Origin of the sequence: Pseudomonas sp. PDM03, from assembly GCF_014852385.1 — a bacterium.
Taxonomy (GTDB): domain Bacteria; phylum Pseudomonadota; class Gammaproteobacteria; order Pseudomonadales; family Pseudomonadaceae; genus Aquipseudomonas; species Aquipseudomonas migulae.
Window position 1 is genome coordinate 1 of sequence record NZ_JACVBM010000006.1, and the last position, 15,428, is coordinate 15,428.

The 15,428-nt window shown below is 60.6% G+C and carries 13 protein-coding genes and 1 pseudogene; 7 read left to right on the top strand and 7 right to left on the bottom strand.

The annotated features are described in order from the left end of the window. Positions 1-177 precede the first annotated feature (177 nt). The 3 genes from IB254_RS11200 (at position 178) to IB254_RS11210 (ending at position 2,761) form a co-directional block, all read left to right on the top strand. Positions 178-483, top strand: a complete 306-nt coding sequence (locus tag IB254_RS11200) for a DUF6124 family protein (protein ID WP_192417328.1) — start codon at positions 178-180, stop codon at positions 481-483. A 621-nt stretch (positions 484-1,104) separates the two neighbouring features. Next, positions 1,105-2,079, top strand: coding sequence for a 2-hydroxyacid dehydrogenase (locus IB254_RS11205; protein WP_192417329.1), 975 nt, complete (start codon positions 1,105-1,107; stop codon positions 2,077-2,079). A gap of 172 nt (positions 2,080-2,251) precedes the next feature. Then, on the top strand, positions 2,252-2,761 hold the full coding sequence (locus IB254_RS11210; protein WP_192417330.1) for a DUF2165 family protein: 510 nt from the start codon (positions 2,252-2,254) through the stop codon (positions 2,759-2,761). A gap of 28 nt (positions 2,762-2,789) precedes the next feature. Here IB254_RS11210 and IB254_RS11215 read toward each other — a convergent pair whose 3' ends face one another. Beyond that, entirely contained in the window at positions 2,790-3,692 is a 903-nt protein-coding gene (locus IB254_RS11215) for a DMT family transporter (RefSeq protein WP_008025338.1), read from the bottom strand. A 138-nt stretch (positions 3,693-3,830) separates the two neighbouring features. On the opposite strand from IB254_RS11215, the gene IB254_RS11220 reads away from it, so the two are divergent. Next, positions 3,831-4,706 (top strand): helix-turn-helix domain-containing protein, encoded by an 876-nt coding sequence (locus IB254_RS11220; RefSeq protein ID WP_192417331.1) that lies wholly within the window; start codon positions 3,831-3,833, stop codon positions 4,704-4,706. A 124-nt stretch (positions 4,707-4,830) separates the two neighbouring features. Here IB254_RS11220 and IB254_RS11225 read toward each other — a convergent pair whose 3' ends face one another. The 6 genes from IB254_RS11225 to IB254_RS11250 all read right to left on the bottom strand — a co-directional run bounded on the left by IB254_RS11225 (position 4,831) and on the right by IB254_RS11250 (position 11,225). Continuing rightward, positions 4,831-7,260: a TonB-dependent siderophore receptor gene (locus IB254_RS11225; RefSeq protein WP_192417332.1), complete on the bottom strand. Its 2,430-nt coding sequence runs from the start codon at positions 7,258-7,260 to the stop codon at positions 4,831-4,833. 216 nt (positions 7,261-7,476) lie between these two features. Next, the gene (locus IB254_RS11230) at positions 7,477-8,463 is read right to left on the bottom strand and encodes a FecR family protein (protein WP_192417333.1); all 987 of its coding nucleotides are present in this window, start codon (positions 8,461-8,463) and stop codon (positions 7,477-7,479) included. Then, positions 8,460-9,023, bottom strand: coding sequence for an RNA polymerase sigma factor (locus IB254_RS11235; RefSeq protein WP_192417334.1), 564 nt, complete (start codon positions 9,021-9,023; stop codon positions 8,460-8,462). Before IB254_RS11235 ends, IB254_RS11230 begins: the two co-directional genes overlap by 4 nt. A 4-nt stretch (positions 9,024-9,027) precedes the next feature. Further along, a complete protein-coding gene (locus tag IB254_RS11240; protein WP_119922357.1) occupies positions 9,028-9,354 on the bottom strand; it encodes a DUF3325 domain-containing protein in 327 nt (108 codons plus the stop codon). Next, a complete protein-coding gene (locus IB254_RS11245; protein WP_192417335.1) occupies positions 9,355-10,935 on the bottom strand; it encodes a PepSY-associated TM helix domain-containing protein in 1,581 nt (526 codons plus the stop codon). Further along, positions 10,932-11,225, bottom strand: coding sequence for a DUF3649 domain-containing protein (locus IB254_RS11250; RefSeq protein ID WP_192417336.1), 294 nt, complete (start codon positions 11,223-11,225; stop codon positions 10,932-10,934). The genes IB254_RS11245 and IB254_RS11250 overlap by 4 nt, the downstream gene beginning before the upstream one ends. 182 nt (positions 11,226-11,407) lie before the next feature. Between IB254_RS11250 and IB254_RS11255 the strand changes: the two genes are divergently transcribed. The 3 genes and pseudogenes from IB254_RS11255 (at position 11,408) to fecA (ending at position 15,370) form a co-directional block, all read left to right on the top strand. Next, on the top strand, positions 11,408-11,896 hold the full coding sequence (locus tag IB254_RS11255; RefSeq protein ID WP_192417337.1) for a sigma-70 family RNA polymerase sigma factor: 489 nt from the start codon (positions 11,408-11,410) through the stop codon (positions 11,894-11,896). After that, positions 11,893-12,831: a FecR domain-containing protein gene (locus IB254_RS11260; protein ID WP_192417338.1), complete on the top strand. Its 939-nt coding sequence runs from the start codon at positions 11,893-11,895 to the stop codon at positions 12,829-12,831. Before IB254_RS11255 ends, IB254_RS11260 begins: the two co-directional genes overlap by 4 nt. Positions 12,832-13,038: 207 nt before the next feature. Then, positions 13,039-15,370, top strand: a pseudogene (gene fecA, locus IB254_RS11265) (TonB-dependent Fe(3+) dicitrate receptor FecA). Positions 15,371-15,428: the final 58 nt, after the last annotated feature.

Here is a 15,428-nt window from a genome sequence, read left to right on the forward strand (position 1 = left end):
GACAGGCAGGAGCGACTACTCATCAAGGGCCAGGCGGCAACACTGCCGACCATGAGCCCGGATACATTAGCGCAAGCACGCTTTACCGCTCATCGCTCGTGGTTGCAGGAGATGGGCTGACCATACATTCGTCTGGAAACGAAAAATGGCGGCTCCATCAAGCAAGAGGAATACGCCATGAAAAAACCGTCACCCAATCCGCCAGATGCGGATATCACCTCCCCCCAAAACTCATTCACCCTGAAAGCCTTGATCCCGCCTCACACCCCCAGCCATCTATTCACCGTCGTCCCCGACATCAACACCGAAACCCTCTTGGTCCACGCCAGCGAATCCCTCGCCTCCGCCAGCGTCATGGCCAGCGACCTCGCCGGATTTCTCGACGGTCCCCACCGCAACACCCTGCTGGGCATTCAACAAGTCATCATGCTCGGCGAACTGGCCGTCAACCGTGCGCTGGACAACATCGACCCGCAGGATTAGGCCCCCCCAATCTGTAGGAGCCGGCTTGCTGGCGATCCATACGACGCGGTGCATCAGACGGACCGAGGTGCCTGGATCGCCAGCAAGCCAGCTCCTACAAATTCGTGTACGAAGTACCTTTTGCGCATCACCCATCACCTGTAGGAGCCGGCTTGCTGGCGATCCATACGACGCGGTGCATCAGACGGACCGAGGTGCCTGGATCGCCAGCAAGCCGGCTCCTACAAATTTGCGTACGAAGTACCTTTTGCGCATCACCCATCACCTGTAGGAGCCGGCTTGCTGGCGATCCATGCGACGCGGTGCATCAGACGAACCGAGGTGCCTGGATCGCCAGCAAGCCGGCTCCTACAAATTCGCGTACGAAGTGCCATTTGCGCATCACCCATCACCTGTAGGAGCCGGCTTGCTGGCGATCCATGCGACGCGGTGCATCAGGCGGACCGAGGTGCCTGGATCGCCAGCAAGCCGGCTCCTACAAATTTGCGTACGAAGTGCCTTTTGCGCATCACCCATCCAACAGGGGAAATGCGTGCATCCGAACCATCCGGGCACTCGCACAAAAGCGCGGAAGAATGTTAGCGTGCTTGGCATTCTCCACGCCCGACGAGCCCGCCTCCCATGAAAAAGACCGTCCTCGCTTTCAGCCGCGTCACTCCCGCCATGATCGAACGCCTCCAGCAGGATTTCGACGTCATCGTGCCTGACCCGAAAAAAGGCGACATCAACGCCCAATTCAACGAGGCCCTGCCCCATGCCCACGGTTTGATTGGCGTGGGTCGCAAGCTCGGTCGCGCACAACTGGAGAACGCGAGCAGCCTGGAAGTGGTGTCCAGCGTCTCGGTGGGCTACGACAACTACGACGTCGCGTACTTCAACGAACGCGGGATCATGCTGACCAACACGCCGGATGTGCTGACCGAAAGCACCGCCGACCTGGCCTTCGCCCTGATCATGAGCAGCGCCCGCCGCGTCGCCGAACTCGATGCCTGGACCAAGGCCGGTCAATGGCAAGCCACCGTCGGCGCCCCGCTGTTCGGCACCGATGTCTATGGCAAGACCCTGGGCATCGTCGGCATGGGTAACATCGGCGCCGCCATCGCCCGGCGCGGTCGGCTCGGTTTCAACATGCCGATTATCTACAGTGGCAACAGCCGCAAAACGGCACTTGAGCAACAGCTCGGTGCGCAGTTCCGCAGCCTCGATGAGTTGCTGGCTGAAGCCGATTTCGTTTGCCTGGTGGTGCCGCTCAGCGAAAAGACCAAACACCTGATCAGCCGCCGTGAACTGGCGCTGATGAAGTCGGACGCGATTCTGATCAACATCGCACGCGGCCCGGTGGTGGACGAGCCCGCGCTGATCGAAGCGCTGCAAAACAACCAGATCCGTGGCGCCGGGCTGGATGTCTACGAGAAAGAACCGCTGGCCGAATCGCCGCTGTTCCAACTGAAAAACGCAGTGACTTTGCCGCACATCGGCTCCGCCACCCATGAAACCCGTGAAGCGATGGCCAATCGCGCCTTGGCCAACCTGCGCAGCGCCTTGTTGGGTGAACGACCGCAGGACCTGGTGAACCCGCAAGTCTGGAAAGGCTGAAAAAAAACGGGCAGGCGATTAAAGCGCCTGCCCGTTTACAACTAAACCTCACACGTAACAAAACAACAAATACACAACTTGTAATTTAGTCCACCCCTCAACAAATACACTTCGCTATAGACTCTCCTTACTTACCCGCCCTGACGGGAACCCGTTCTGGAGAACTATTACCTTGAACCATCTTACGTCCGATCAAACAATCAGAATCAGCAAAGCCACATTGATGCTATTTATAAGCTTCTTTGGTTTTTTAATGTTGTTTAGCAACTTCACCGACTACCCTACCAACTACGAATACATCGCACACGTCCTCAGCATGGACACCACGCGCGAGGGCGAGAAATACGGTTATCGCGCCATTACCTCCCCCATGGCCCATCACAGGATTTACTGGCTGATCATTACACTCGAAGTCCTCTTCACCGCCTTTTGCATGATGGGCACTTACCAACTATTCAAGAATATAAACACCAGCGCCAAAAAGTTTCATGAGGCAAAAAAATATGCACTGATTGGCTTATTGATTGCCATATTCATCTACTACGTGTGTTTTCAGGTGGTGGGTGTCGAATGGTTCAACATGGATGAGTCACAACAATGGAACTATAAAGACTGGGCCCGACATATCGTTGATTTCATCATGCCGTTAATGATCTATGTGGCCATCCGGATCGAGCGCTGAGTGCACACGCACTCGATCCGCAACATCTTCAAGCCAGCTTGCCGCTCCCCTGCACCATCGGTGCCTTGGGTTTGCGAAACACCAGCACGTTGCCCAGCATCACCAACACCAGGCCCATCAGCGCCGGCGCGGTCCATTGGTAGCCTTCGGCAAACGCCGAGACGTTGAGCGCCACCACCGGGAACAGCACCGTGCAATAGGCTGCACGCTCCGGGCCCATGCGCCCGACCAGCGTCAGGTAGGCGGTGAAGCCGATTACCGACCCCGGAATGACCAGGTACAGCAACGAGCCGATGTAACGCGCATTCCATTCCATCTCGAACGGAATGCCTTTGACCAGGCACCACACCGACAACATCGCCGCGCCATAGGCCATGCCCCAGGCATTGGTGGTCAGCGGCTTGAGCCCGGCCTTCTGTTGCAGGCTCGACAGCATGTTGCCCGCCGAGAAGCACAGCGTGCCCAACAAGGCCAGGCCCAGGCCCAGCAAGGTTTCCGGGCTGGCGGTGTGGCCGGCCAGCTCCGGCCAGAACAGCAAACCCAGCCCGAACAAACCGAGCGCGCCACCCAACAGGACGTTGCGAGCGATTTTCTGGCCGAAGAACACCCGCGCATTCAGGGCATTCCACAGCGTGGCAGTGGAAAACACCACGGCTACCAAGCCACTGGGGATCCATTGGCTGGCCGTCAGGAAGCACATGAAGTTGATGCAAAACAGGCACAGGCCCTGCGCCAGGCAGATCAGATGTCCGCGACGGTTCATCACTTGCAGCTTGCGGCTGAGCAACAGCATCACGAACAGCACCAGCGCGGCGAGGCCGAAGCGATAGACGATCGACACCGGAATGGCCACCACGCCCAGTTGCCATTTCAAGGCAATCCAGGTGGTGCCCCAGATCAGCACGGTCAGCAAATACAGCGAAAGGTTCATGGCGAAGGCTCCTCAATAGGTGCCCAGTGTCCTGCGCCAAGCTTTTTCGCACTTGCATAAACTTGCGCTTTTGTCGGTGCAGAGGCTGGCAGGCCAACGTCTACGGAGTAGGATGCAAGGCGTTGGAGAGAACCGCTCATGCCCGCACTGGAAACCTTGCAAGTCTTTCAAGCCCTCAACCGCTCGCCCAATGCTCGCCTCGAGCACAGCGCCGAGCTCGGTGACGGCATGGCTGCAGCCTTGTGGAGCAACCATCACGACGCCCAGGACTACGAAGCGCCGAGCCATCACACCTTGTCCTGTTACATCGCGGGCGGCACCGGCACCTTTCGCCGCGACCAGCCCGGCACCAAGGGCGGTCCGGACAAACTGTGCATTCTGCCGGCCGACCATCAGTCAGGCTGGGTGATCAACGGCGATATTCGCCTGGCACATCTGTATTTCAGCCCTGAACAATTCGCCCTCGGTTGCGTCACGCTGCTGGACCGCGAACCTCGCGAATTGCAGTTGCGCGAAGGGACTTTTCTCGACGACCCGCAGCAAGCCCGGCGCTTTCACCAGATGCTCACGCTCAACTGGAATGAACCCGGCGAACGCCTGCTGACCAGCAGCCTGGCCCATGAAATGCTCAGCCACGTGTTGCTCGGCCAGGTCGGGATGCGCGACGGCTTGCGACTCAAGGGCGGATTGGCGGCGCACCAGCGGCGGCAACTGGTCGAGTTCATCGACAATCAGTTGGCCGAAGCCATCAGCCTCGGGCAGTTGGCGGGGTTGTGTGCGCTGTCGGAGTATCACTTTGCGCGGATGTTCCGGGAGAGCTTTGGCTTGCCGCCGCATCAGTATGTGCTGGCAAGGCGACTGAGTCGGGCGCGGGAGTTGTTGCGTTCGACATCGCAGCCGTTGGGGGAGATCGCATTGGCGTGCGGGTTTGCCAGTGCCAGTCATTTCACCAATCGGTTTCGGCAGGTTCTCGGTGGGACGCCTGGCGAGTATCGGCAGGCGTTTTTGCGCTGATCCAAAGGACGCCATCGCCGGCAAGCCAGCTCCTACAGGGATGTGTGTTGATCGCGAAAATTGGGCTCGACACGATTCCTGTAGGAGCTGGCTTGCCGGCGATGAACGATGACGCAGTTTACCGTCAGAACTCCAAAGTGCTGGACAACGAAACCTGCCGCGAATCCCCCATCGACACAAAGAACCGGCTCGCCGCCGACGTGTAGTAAGTGCGGTCAAACAGGTTCTTCACGTTGAGCTGGAACTTGACCTTCTGCCCCTCGACCTTGGTGTCGTAGGTGGCGAATGCATCGGCCACGGTGTAGCTCGGCAGATCAAAATCGTTCACCGCGTTACCCGCCCGCTCACCGACATACCGCGCGCCCGCGCCGACCCGCAATTGATCGCCACCAACAATGGTGCCGAAGTCATAGACCGCCGACAGCGAGCCGGTGTTCTTCGCCACGTTTTGCAGTTTTTTGCCTTTGTAGTCCGGGTCTTCGGTGACTTCGGCATCGGTGTAGGCATAGCTGCCGATCATGCTCCAGCGATCGCTGAGCTGACCGCTCAGGTCTACTTCCAGCCCCCGGGAACGCACTTCGCCGGCGGCGCTGTAAAGGGTCACCGGACCTTCGGCATTGGCCACCAGCACGTTGCGTTTCTTGATGTCGAACAGGGCGACGTTACCCGTCACACGCCCCGGAATATCCAGCTTGGCGCCGACTTCCCAGGACTTGGCTTCTTCCGGCGCGATGCTGCCGTCGAGCACGGTGCTGCTGCCGCTCAACGGGGCGATGGTCGAGTTCGGTTTGAACGATTCGGTGTAGCTGCCGTAGAACGACAACGCGTCGGTGTACTTGTAGACAAGGCCGGCACGCGGCACCCATTTCTGGCCGTTGCTGTCGGTGTTGGCCTTGAACGGCACGCCTTTGCCGGCGTACTGGTCGTACTCCTGGAAACGGCCGCCGGCCACCAGAATCCACTGGTCGGTGAGGTGGATCGAGTCCTGCAGAAACAGCGAATCGCTGCGCAGCAGATCGGTCTGCGCGCTGTCCGCCGGGCTGACGGTGGAGCCGGCGACTTCACGGCCATAGACCGGGTTGAGGTAACTGAAAGTGGTCAGGCTTTTCTGGCGGATCAGGTCTTCGCGGTAGATCTTGCGGTACTCGTCATCGACGCCGAACACCAGGTCATGTTGCATGCCCAGCGCATTCACTTTGCCTTCGAGGCTGGCCGTGGTGAAGCGGTCGGTGCTGATCGCGTTTTGCGTGCCGTCCATGCTGCGGGTCAGCGTGCCTTTTTTGGTGTCGATGGCGGTAACGCGTACTTGGCTGGCGTCGTAGGTTTCACGGTTCCAGCTGTAGCCAAAGTGCGCTTTCCAGTTGTCGTTGAGCTCGTGGTCGGCCTCGAAGTGATAGAGGTCCGAGCGCCCTTCCATGTTGTTGAACGGCTCGTCCAGGCGACGCTCGCGGGAGATGTCCAGCGGATGATTGTCACGTGGGTCGATCAGCGTGCCACGGTCGAACGGGGTGAGGAATTCACGGTGTTCGTAGGCGAACAACAGCTTGGTGCTTTCACCGAACCAGGCCAGGGACGGCGCCACCAGCGTCTCGCGGTGGGTGCCGAAGTTGCGCCAGTAATCTTCGTCTTCGTGGTCGAGCACCATGCGGTAAGCCAACCCGGAATCACCGAGCGCGCCTGTGCTGTCGAAGCTGCCGCCGCTGCCGTTTTTGCCGTCACCGTACGTCGAGCCACGCACGGTCAACGCGTTGTACTGTTCCAGCTCAGGTTTCTTGCTGACCATGTTGACCACGCCGCCCGGGTCCTGGATGCCGTAGAGCAACGAGGCCGGGCCCTTGAGCACTTCGACCCGATCGACTGTGGCGTTGAGGCCACGGCCCTGCACCACCGGCATGCCGTCGCGCATGATCGAGCCGTTGCGGTTGTCGCCGAAGCCTCGGGTCATCACCGAATCCTGGGTGCTGCCCAGCGTATTGCCCTGGGTGATGCCGCTGACGTTGGCCAGCGCGTCGTCGAGGTTGCGCGGCGCCTGATCGCGAATGACCTGGGCCGGGATGACGTTGACGGTCTGGGGGATTTCCTGGAGCAAGGCCGAGGAGCGCATCACCGAACTGGTCGGCGGCGGCTGGTAGCTCATGGATTGATCCATCACCGAGGTGATGGTGGTGGCGCCGAGGTTCAAGGCGCCTTCGGTGGGCTGCGGTTCCAGCGCCATGGTGTGCGCATCGGTGCGACGGAAGGTCAAACCCGAACCGCTGAGCAAACGCTGGATCGCCTGTTCGGCGCTCATCTGCCCGCTGACCGCTGGCGCGGTCATGCCGTACGGCGCTTCATCGGTGTAGACCACGCTGATGCCGGTGATCCGGCTGAAGTCGCTCAGGGCCTGGGGCAGCGGTTTGGCGGCCATCGCGAAGCTGAACTGCGTGCGCTGCTGCGTCGTGCCCGCTTCAGCGGCCAATGCCACGCTCAATGGCAGCAATGCCAATGCCGAAATGCTCAGCGCCGAAGCACCCAACCACTGTTTGACCGAACCCGATTTTGCCCTGGACTTCATTGCTCATGACCTGTGTAGAACCGCTACGGATGCGAATGACTCGCAGTTTCAGTCACTACACGGATGGGGCTTGGGTTTACCTCACCATCATTTTGAAAATATTTTTATTTGGGGGGATGTGTTGTTTGATAGGACGCCATCGCCGGCAAGCCGGCTCCTACAGGGGAATGCATTTCAACTGTAGGAGCTGGCTTGCCGGCGATGAGGCCGGACGCCTCAACGCAAAATAATCAAATGCCCCACAGCCTGCTGCTCAAACCCCATCACCCCCTGCAACGAACTCAACACCGCCTGCGGATTCTTGCTCGGAAAACTGCCACTGACCCGCCGCGCCGCCAGCTCATCGTTGAGCAGCACAATCCGCCCCGGGTAGTAACGCCGCAAATCCTGTACCACGTCGGCCAGTGGCGCCTTGTAGTAATTGAGCCAGCCCTGACGCCATGCCAGCTGCGCTTCGCTGTCCACCGCATGCAGTTTTTCCGCCGTCCCTTCGCGGTAAGCCACTTGCTGGCCGGCAGTCAGAATCTGCTGCTCGGCATGCTTGTCCGCCGTCACGCCGACCCGGCCGGACAACACCGTCACTTGCGCGCCGTGAGGTTGCAAACGGACTTCAAACTGCGTCCCCAGCACCCGCGCCTGGCCCTTCTCTGCCTCAACCACAAACGGTTCGCCGGTGTGCGTCACGCTGAAAAAACCAGCGCCACGACGCAACTGCACGTGACGCTCACCGCGACTGAAATCCACCGCGATGGCGCTGTCGGCATCCAGCGTGACCTGCGATTGATCCGCCAGCGTAACGGTGCGAACTTCCCCCGGTGCCGACACATAGTCAGCGCCCAGATCATCCACCCAGCGCATCGGTTGCCAGCCTGAACCGAGGCTGACCATCAACAACAGGCACGCCGCCATTGCCAGCGCTCCAGACCAGCGCCGAACGCTGCTGCGCCGCGAGCGATTTATCGCGTTGAGGTAACCCTGCAAGGCAAACGCGTCTTCGTTGGCCAGCGTCCGCGCCGGGCCTTCGCTTAATTCCCACACCACCTGCGCCTGGGCATAGGCCTCGGCATGCGCGGGGTCGGCCTGCAGCCAATGGCTGAAGGTGGCCTGGTCGCCGCTGCTCGGCTGGTCATGCAACAGACTCAGCCAGGCGAAAGCGGCCTGTTCCTGAGCGGGTGTCGGGATGACACGTTCGATGTGATTCACAGTGCTTTCCCTGGCGTACGCGGTTCGGGGTCCCGCAGGCTGGCCTTGCAGGCTTCGAGGGCGCGCATCATATGTTTTTCCACGGCGCTTTGGGACAAACCCATGGCCTTAGCGATCTCGGCGTATTTACGGCCATGGATGCGATTGAGCAAAAAGATCTGCCGCGTGCGCTCGGGCAACGCACGCAACGCCGCTTCGACATGACGCAAATCGTTGCCGGCTTCCAGCGCGGCTTGCGGCTCGCTGCCGTGGCTGTCCGGTTGATCCGGTTGCCAACCTTCAGTGACCCGCACCCGTGTACCTTCGCTGCGCAAGTGGTCGATGGCAATGTTGCCGGCGCAACGCAACAGGTAGGTGCTGAGCTCTTCGACCTGCACCAGCGGCCGGCGCCAGAAACGCAAAAACAAATCCTGCACCAGATCCGCCGCCGTTGCCCGGCACCCGACGCGACGGTTCACCAGCGCTTCCATCTGCGAACGCTGGGACAGGAACACCTGCAGGAAATGCGCACGTGCTCCGCGAGGCTCTTCGTCATGGGAATCGGGAGGGCTAGTCATCATCGGGTCAGTACTGCGCAAACGCGGCAACGGGGCTGACGAGCAGGCTCAAAGCAGCCATCGACAGCGCCAGGCGCGGGCGATACGGCATCAACAGCACCAGCAACAACGCGCTGAGCATCAACACCGCACACCATTCCACCAGGCCAAGTCCCCAGCCAGTCGAAGACACCGCCGCCCACAGTGACAAGACCAGTAACAGCCAGCCACCCAGTTTCAACAACCGGCGACGACGGGCCGTCGGTTTGCCGCCCAACAGCTCGGCGTGATGCCGGTCCATCGATAAACACAGTGCGGTGAAACCGCCGTAACAGAGCAACAGCGACAGCAACATTCAGTTCGCCTCTCGCTCAAGGGTGATCGGTTGTGCACGCTGCCGGATGACGATCCTGGCCTGTCCCGAACGCCGCATTTTCCACGCAGCCCAGGCGAAAAACACACCGCTGCCCAGGCACGTCAGATCGAAACCGGCCATCGTCCAATCGCCCCGGGCCAACGTCACGCCCAAGTGATCCGGCGTGGTCATGGCGTTCAGCAGCGGCATCGCGCCAAACAGCAATGCCACCAGTGCCAATTGCTCGATCCACGCCGTGCGACCCCGGCGGACCATGGCATGCAGCACACTCAAACCCCAGACGATGAAGAAGCTGTTCACTTCCCAATCCGCACGTCCGGCCATGTCGACCGGCAACACCCGATTGGCCCAAAAGAACGCCGCCACTGCCACCATCAACCCGGACATGCTGGCAATGTTCAGCACTTCCACCAGTCGCAATTCGAACGGCATCACCGCACTTTTCGCGTGTTTGAGCTGACGCTTGCCGAGCCAGATCACCAGCCCGGTGCCGATCATCGCCGTGCCGGCCAACCCGCAAATGAAGTACAACCAGCGCAGCACCGGGCCGGCGAAATGGCCCATGTGCAAACCATAGAAACTGCCGGCAATCGCCCTCGGCAGCGATTGCTCAGGAGTCGTGCCGAGCAATTGCCCGGTCACGCCGTTGAAGGTCACCGCGCTGCCGAAGTCGTGGACCACACGGTCGGCGCCATCACGCACGAGCACCACCGAGGCATTCGCATCGCCCGGATTGTTCACCGTCAGCCGCCCGACGCGCCCGCCCGACCACTGCTCGCGCGCCTTTTCCAGCAGCGGTGCCAGCGGCGCCAACTGCGCCGGTTTGTCCGCACGTTCCGGTGCAGTGGAAGCCGGGAACACCTCATCGTAAAACGCCCGCGCATCACCGTTGTACGCGGCAAGAATGCTCGCCGGCATCACCATCGACATGAAAATAACCAGGCTGCTGTAGGTGATCATCAGGTGAAACGGCAGCACCAGCACGCCCACCGCGTTGTGCCCGTCGAGCCAGGAACGCTGGCCCTTGCGCGGGCGGAAGGTGAAGAAGTCCTTGAAGATTTTCTTGTGGGTGATGATCCCGCTGATCAGCGCGACGAACATCACCATGGCGGCGACGGTCGACAACCAGCGGCCCCACGGATAAGGCATTTGCAGCTGAAAGTGGAAGCGGTAGAAAAACTCGCCGCCGGTGGTTGCCCGACCCTGCACTTCGGCGCCGGTTTGCGGGTCGAGGAGTTTTTCTTTGAACTGGCCGCGTTCGCCACGTTTGGCCGGGGTCTGCTGCCAGCGCACCGACAGGCCGGGTTCGCGGGCATCGGGCAGGTCGATGAGCCAGCGCGAGGCTCCCGGGGCGTGTTGCTGAAGGTAGTTTTGCGCCACGGTCAGGCTGGCTTCGGAAGTGACCGAACGCGCAGGGATTTCCGGCTGCATCCAGTGGCTGATCTCATCCTTGAAATACGCGAGTGTGCCGGTGAGGAAAATCGCAAACAGCAACCAGCCGAAGATCAACCCGGCCCAGGTGTGCAACCAGGCCATGGCCTGACGAAAGCCCTCTTTCATGAGCGGCCCATCCAGTACGCGAGGCCCGAAATCGCCGCCAGCACCAGGCTTGGCACGATCAACCCGAACCAGGCCCGCCATGCGCTGCGGCAAGCGAAGCACCAGATCACCGCGCCGAGGTAGGCCAGAAACGAGGTCATCATCCCGGTCACCACAGCATCGGCGCGGGCCATGGGCACCCACAGCGTCAGGCTGACACTGGCCAGCGCCGCAACGATGTAGCCGCCCAGCACGGCAGCCAGCACCCGGGAGGTGACGGCCAATCGGTAGGACACGGGGATTACTTTCATGTTTCGACCTTGAAACCGGTGAGGCCTGGGGAAAATCACCAGGCCAGGGAGGCAATATTAATGATAAATATTCTCATACGCAAAAGAGATACGATCAGCGCCGATTGCCGGAGCGGGTTCGCGCCTCTACAATGCGAACAATTCTTGTTCTCTAACGCATTAAACCGCGCTCGGAGTTACCGTTGCAGCCAGCCCACACCGTCGAAGTCCTTTATCACGCCCATCACAACTGGCTCACCGGTTGGTTGCGGCGCAAGCTCGGCTGCCCGGACAGCGCGGCAGATCTGGCCCAGGACACGTTCATGCGGGTGCTGACCGCGCGGGACGCACCGCAGATCATCGAGCCGCGAGCGTTCCTCACCACCCTCGCCAAACGCGTGCTGTTCAACCATTACCGCCGTCAGGATCTGGAGCGCGCCTACCTCGACGCCTTGGCGCAGATGCCGGAAAGGGTTGCACCGTCGGAAGAGGAACGGGCGATCATCCTGCAAACCCTGATCGAACTGGACCAATTGCTCGACGGTTTGCCGCGCCTGGTCAAGCGCGCATTTCTGTTGGCCCAGGTCGATGGCCTGACGTATCCACAAATCGCCGCCGAGCTGGGGATTTCCATCGCCACGGTCAAGCGGCACCTGAATAAAGCGGCGATGCGCTGCTACTTCGCCCTATGAACGGCTCCCCGGATTTTTCACCGCAAGTCGCCGAGCAGGCGGTGCAGTGGTTGATGAAAATGCAGCAAGGGCCGTTGAGCCCGCGCCAGCAAAACGCCTGGCAACAATGGCTCGATGCGCACAGCGAGCATCAACGGGCGTGGGAGCATATTCAGCGGGTCAACCAGCGCCTGCGCGGGTTGTCTTCGCCGCTGGCGCATGCGGCCCTGAATGCACCGACGTCCAGCAGCCGGCGTCAGGCGCTGAAGTTGTTGCTGATTCTCGGTGCAGGTTCGGCCGTCACCTGGGGCATGCGCGAGCGCAACTTGCTGCCACCGTTGCTGGCCGACTACCGCAGCCCCATTGGCCAGCGACGCAAGATCGCGCTCGCAGACGGCAGCCAATTGCAACTCAACACCGCGAGTTCGGCGGATGTGCAGGTCGAGGGTCAGCAACGGCTGATCCGTTTGCTTGAAGGCGAGATGCTGCTGACAACGTCCAAAGCGTTTCAAGTGCGCACGGCACAAGGCGTGTTGAAAACCGAAGGGGCGCGCCTGAACGTTCGGCAATTTGCGGATCGCACTCAGGTCGCGGTGTTTGAAGGCCGTGTTGAATTGACGCCTGATGGCGGTTCTCCCTGGTTACTGCAAAGCGCCCGGCAATTGAGTTTTGATGCTCGCGGAATCGGCAACCCTGTGCCTCTGGACGCCAACAGCGGCGCCTGGGCGGACGGCATGCTGGTGGCTGCGCACATGCGCCTCGGAGATTTCCTTGAGGAACTTGGCCGCTATCGTCGCGGGCAGCTCAATTGCGATGCGAAAGTTGCGGACTTGTTGATATCCGGGACTTATCCACTGGACGACAGCGAGCGGATTCTCGATCTGCTGGAAATCAGTTTGCCGGTGAAGGTGAAGCGCTTTACGCGGTATTGGGTAACAGTCGAGGCCAAGGCCTGAAACACAACCCCCTGTGGGAGCGAGCCCGCTCGCGATAGCGGTGGATCTGTAGACACTTGTATTGACTGATCCACCGCTATCGCCGGCAAGCCGGTCTCACTCCTACAGGGTCATAAAAAAATATTCTTAAAACGTGAGCCGTTTTTCAGATCTGGCGTGACAGAGAAGGAAAGCCACCTTGATTCCACCTTCTCAGGATCGTCCTCCATGCACCCCACCCGCCTCACCCCGCTGGCCCGCACCTTGCGCCAACTCTTGCTGGGCGCCAGCCTGAGCTTCGGCGCGCTGCCACTCGTCCACGCAAACGATGCCAAGCCGTACCACATCGCGCCATCGTCGCTGGAAAACGCCCTCAACCAGTTCGGCCGTGAAGCTGGCGTGTTGATTTCGTTTGGCTCGCAAGTCACCAACGGTGTGCAGAGTCGTGGCCTGGAGGGCAACTACACCGCCGAACAGGGCTTGAACGCCTTGCTCGAAGGCACCGGCCTGCAGGCCCGAGCCGAAGGCAACAATGCGTTCAGCCTGCAACCGGTGGGCAATGCTGCGCTGGAGCTGGACACGTCCAAAGTGGTCGGCGACTGGCTCGGCGATGCGCAGCAAATCAACGTCTTCGAGCATCCCGGCGCGCGTGACGTGATCCGTCGCGAGGAATTCGAACGCCAGGGCGCAACCCAGGCCAGGGACGTGCTCAACCGCATCCCCGGCGTCAACGCGCCGGACAACAATGGCACCGGCAGCCATGACATGGCGCTGAACTTCGGCATTCGTGGTCTCAATCCGCGTCTGGCGTCGCGCTCGACGGTGTTGATGGATGGCATCCCGGTGCCCTTCGCGCCTTACGGTCAGCCACAGTTGTCGTTCGCGCCGATCAGCATGGGCAACATGGACGCGGTCGACGTGGTGCGCGGCGGCGGCGCGGTGCGTTACGGCCCGCAAAACGTCGGCGGCGTGGTCAATTTCGTGACCCGCGCTATTCCCCACGAGCCCACGGTGAAAGGCGGTTTCCAGACCGAAACCAGCCCCTCCTCCAGCCACGACGGTTTCAAGACCACCGGCAACCTGCTGGCCGGCGGCACTGGCGACAATGGCCTGGGCGGCGCGTTGTTGTATTCCGGCACACGCGGTGGCGACTGGCGTGAACACAGCGACACCGAGATCGATGACCTGATTCTCAAAGGTAAATACCAGCTCGACGACGCCAACAGCTTCAACGCCATGGCCCAGTATTACGAAGGCAAGGCCGACATGCCCGGGGGCCTGAACGTCGCCGATTACGATGCCGACCCGTACCAGTCGAGCCGCCCGAAAGATCAGTTCTGGGGCCGCCGGACGATGTTCAACTTCGGCTATCGCTATCAGGAAGATCGCCGCGAATTCACCGCCAACACCTTCTTCACCAAAACCCTGCGCAGCGGCTATCTGGATCAGGGCACGTTCCTGTCGCTGTCACCACGCGAGTACTGGGTACGAGGCCTGGAAACCCGCTTCGCCCAAGGCTTTGATGTCGGCCCGACCAGCCATGAAGTCGGTGTCGGCTATCGCTACATCAACGAGGCCGGCCACGAACTGCGCTATCGCACGCCGATTGCCAGCAACCAATACCCGACCACCAACAGCCGCAACGACCGTGATACACGCGGCGGCACCGAGGCCAACGCGTTCTTCGTCGATGACCGGATCGACATCGGCAAATGGACAGTGACGCCGGGCATCCGCTACGAAATGATCGAATCGCAACAGACCAACAACCTGACAAACGAGAAGTACAAGGGCGACTACAACACCGCCCTGCCGGCGCTGAACGTGCTCTATCACCTGACCGACAGCTGGAACCTCTACGCCAACACCGAAGGCTCGTTCGGCAGCGTGCAATACAGCCAGATGCCAAATCGCGTGACCAGCGGCGAAGTCAAACCGGAAAAGGCGCGCACCTGGGAACTGGGCACCCGTTACGACAACGGTGCGTTACGCGCGGAAATCGGCGCGTTCCTGATCAACTTCGACAATCAGTACGAAAGTAATCAGACCAACGATTCGGTGATCGCTCGGGGCGAGACTCGCCATCAGGGCATCGAAACCAGCGTCAACTACGCACTTGATGATGTGAGCCCGGCACTGGCCGGTTTCGATGTCTACGCCACGTACGCCTATGTCGACGCGAGCATCCGCGAAGACGGGCCGAACAAGGGCAATCGTGTGCCGTTCTCCTCGAAACACAAGGGCACCGTGGGCGTCGGTTACACCGAAGGCGCGTGGAAGTTGAACCTGGACAGCAGCTATCAGAGCGACCAGTTTGCAGACAATGCCAATACGTCGAAAGAAAGTGCCGACGGCAGCACGGGTACGATTCCTGGCTACATGCTGTTCAGCAGCCGCGCGGCGTATGACTTCGGGCCGAAGTTGTCGGATTTGAATGTGGCGGTGGGGGTGAAAAACATCTTCAACCACCAGTACTTCACACGCTCGTTCGATGACAACAACAAGGGCAAGTACGTCGGAACCGCGGACGGTGTATGTGCAGACGTCGGTAGCGTTCTGATCTGAAGCCGCTCTCCACTGTGGGAGCGAGCCTGCTCGCGATGGACTACAGAACAACG

What these genes read in the sequence shown, in the direction of transcription:
- IB254_RS11200 (WP_192417328.1), top strand. Translation starts at nt 178, where the DNA reads ATGAAAAAACCGTCACCCAATCCGCCAGATGCGGATATCACCTCCCCC.
- IB254_RS11205 (WP_192417329.1), top strand. Translation starts at nt 1,105, where the DNA reads ATGAAAAAGACCGTCCTCGCTTTCAGCCGCGTCACTCCCGCCATGATC.
- IB254_RS11215 (WP_008025338.1), bottom strand. Translation starts at nt 3,692, where the DNA reads ATGAACCTTTCGCTGTATTTGCTGACCGTGCTGATCTGGGGCACCACC.
- IB254_RS11220 (WP_192417331.1), top strand. Translation starts at nt 3,831, where the DNA reads ATGCCCGCACTGGAAACCTTGCAAGTCTTTCAAGCCCTCAACCGCTCG.
- IB254_RS11225 (WP_192417332.1), bottom strand. Translation starts at nt 7,260, where the DNA reads ATGAAGTCCAGGGCAAAATCGGGTTCGGTCAAACAGTGGTTGGGTGCT.
- IB254_RS11235 (WP_192417334.1), bottom strand. Translation starts at nt 9,023, where the DNA reads ATGATGACTAGCCCTCCCGATTCCCATGACGAAGAGCCTCGCGGAGCA.
- IB254_RS11240 (WP_119922357.1), bottom strand. Translation starts at nt 9,354, where the DNA reads ATGTTGCTGTCGCTGTTGCTCTGTTACGGCGGTTTCACCGCACTGTGT.
- IB254_RS11245 (WP_192417335.1), bottom strand. Translation starts at nt 10,935, where the DNA reads ATGAAAGAGGGCTTTCGTCAGGCCATGGCCTGGTTGCACACCTGGGCC.
- IB254_RS11250 (WP_192417336.1), bottom strand. Translation starts at nt 11,225, where the DNA reads ATGAAAGTAATCCCCGTGTCCTACCGATTGGCCGTCACCTCCCGGGTG.
- IB254_RS11260 (WP_192417338.1), top strand. Translation starts at nt 11,893, where the DNA reads ATGAACGGCTCCCCGGATTTTTCACCGCAAGTCGCCGAGCAGGCGGTG.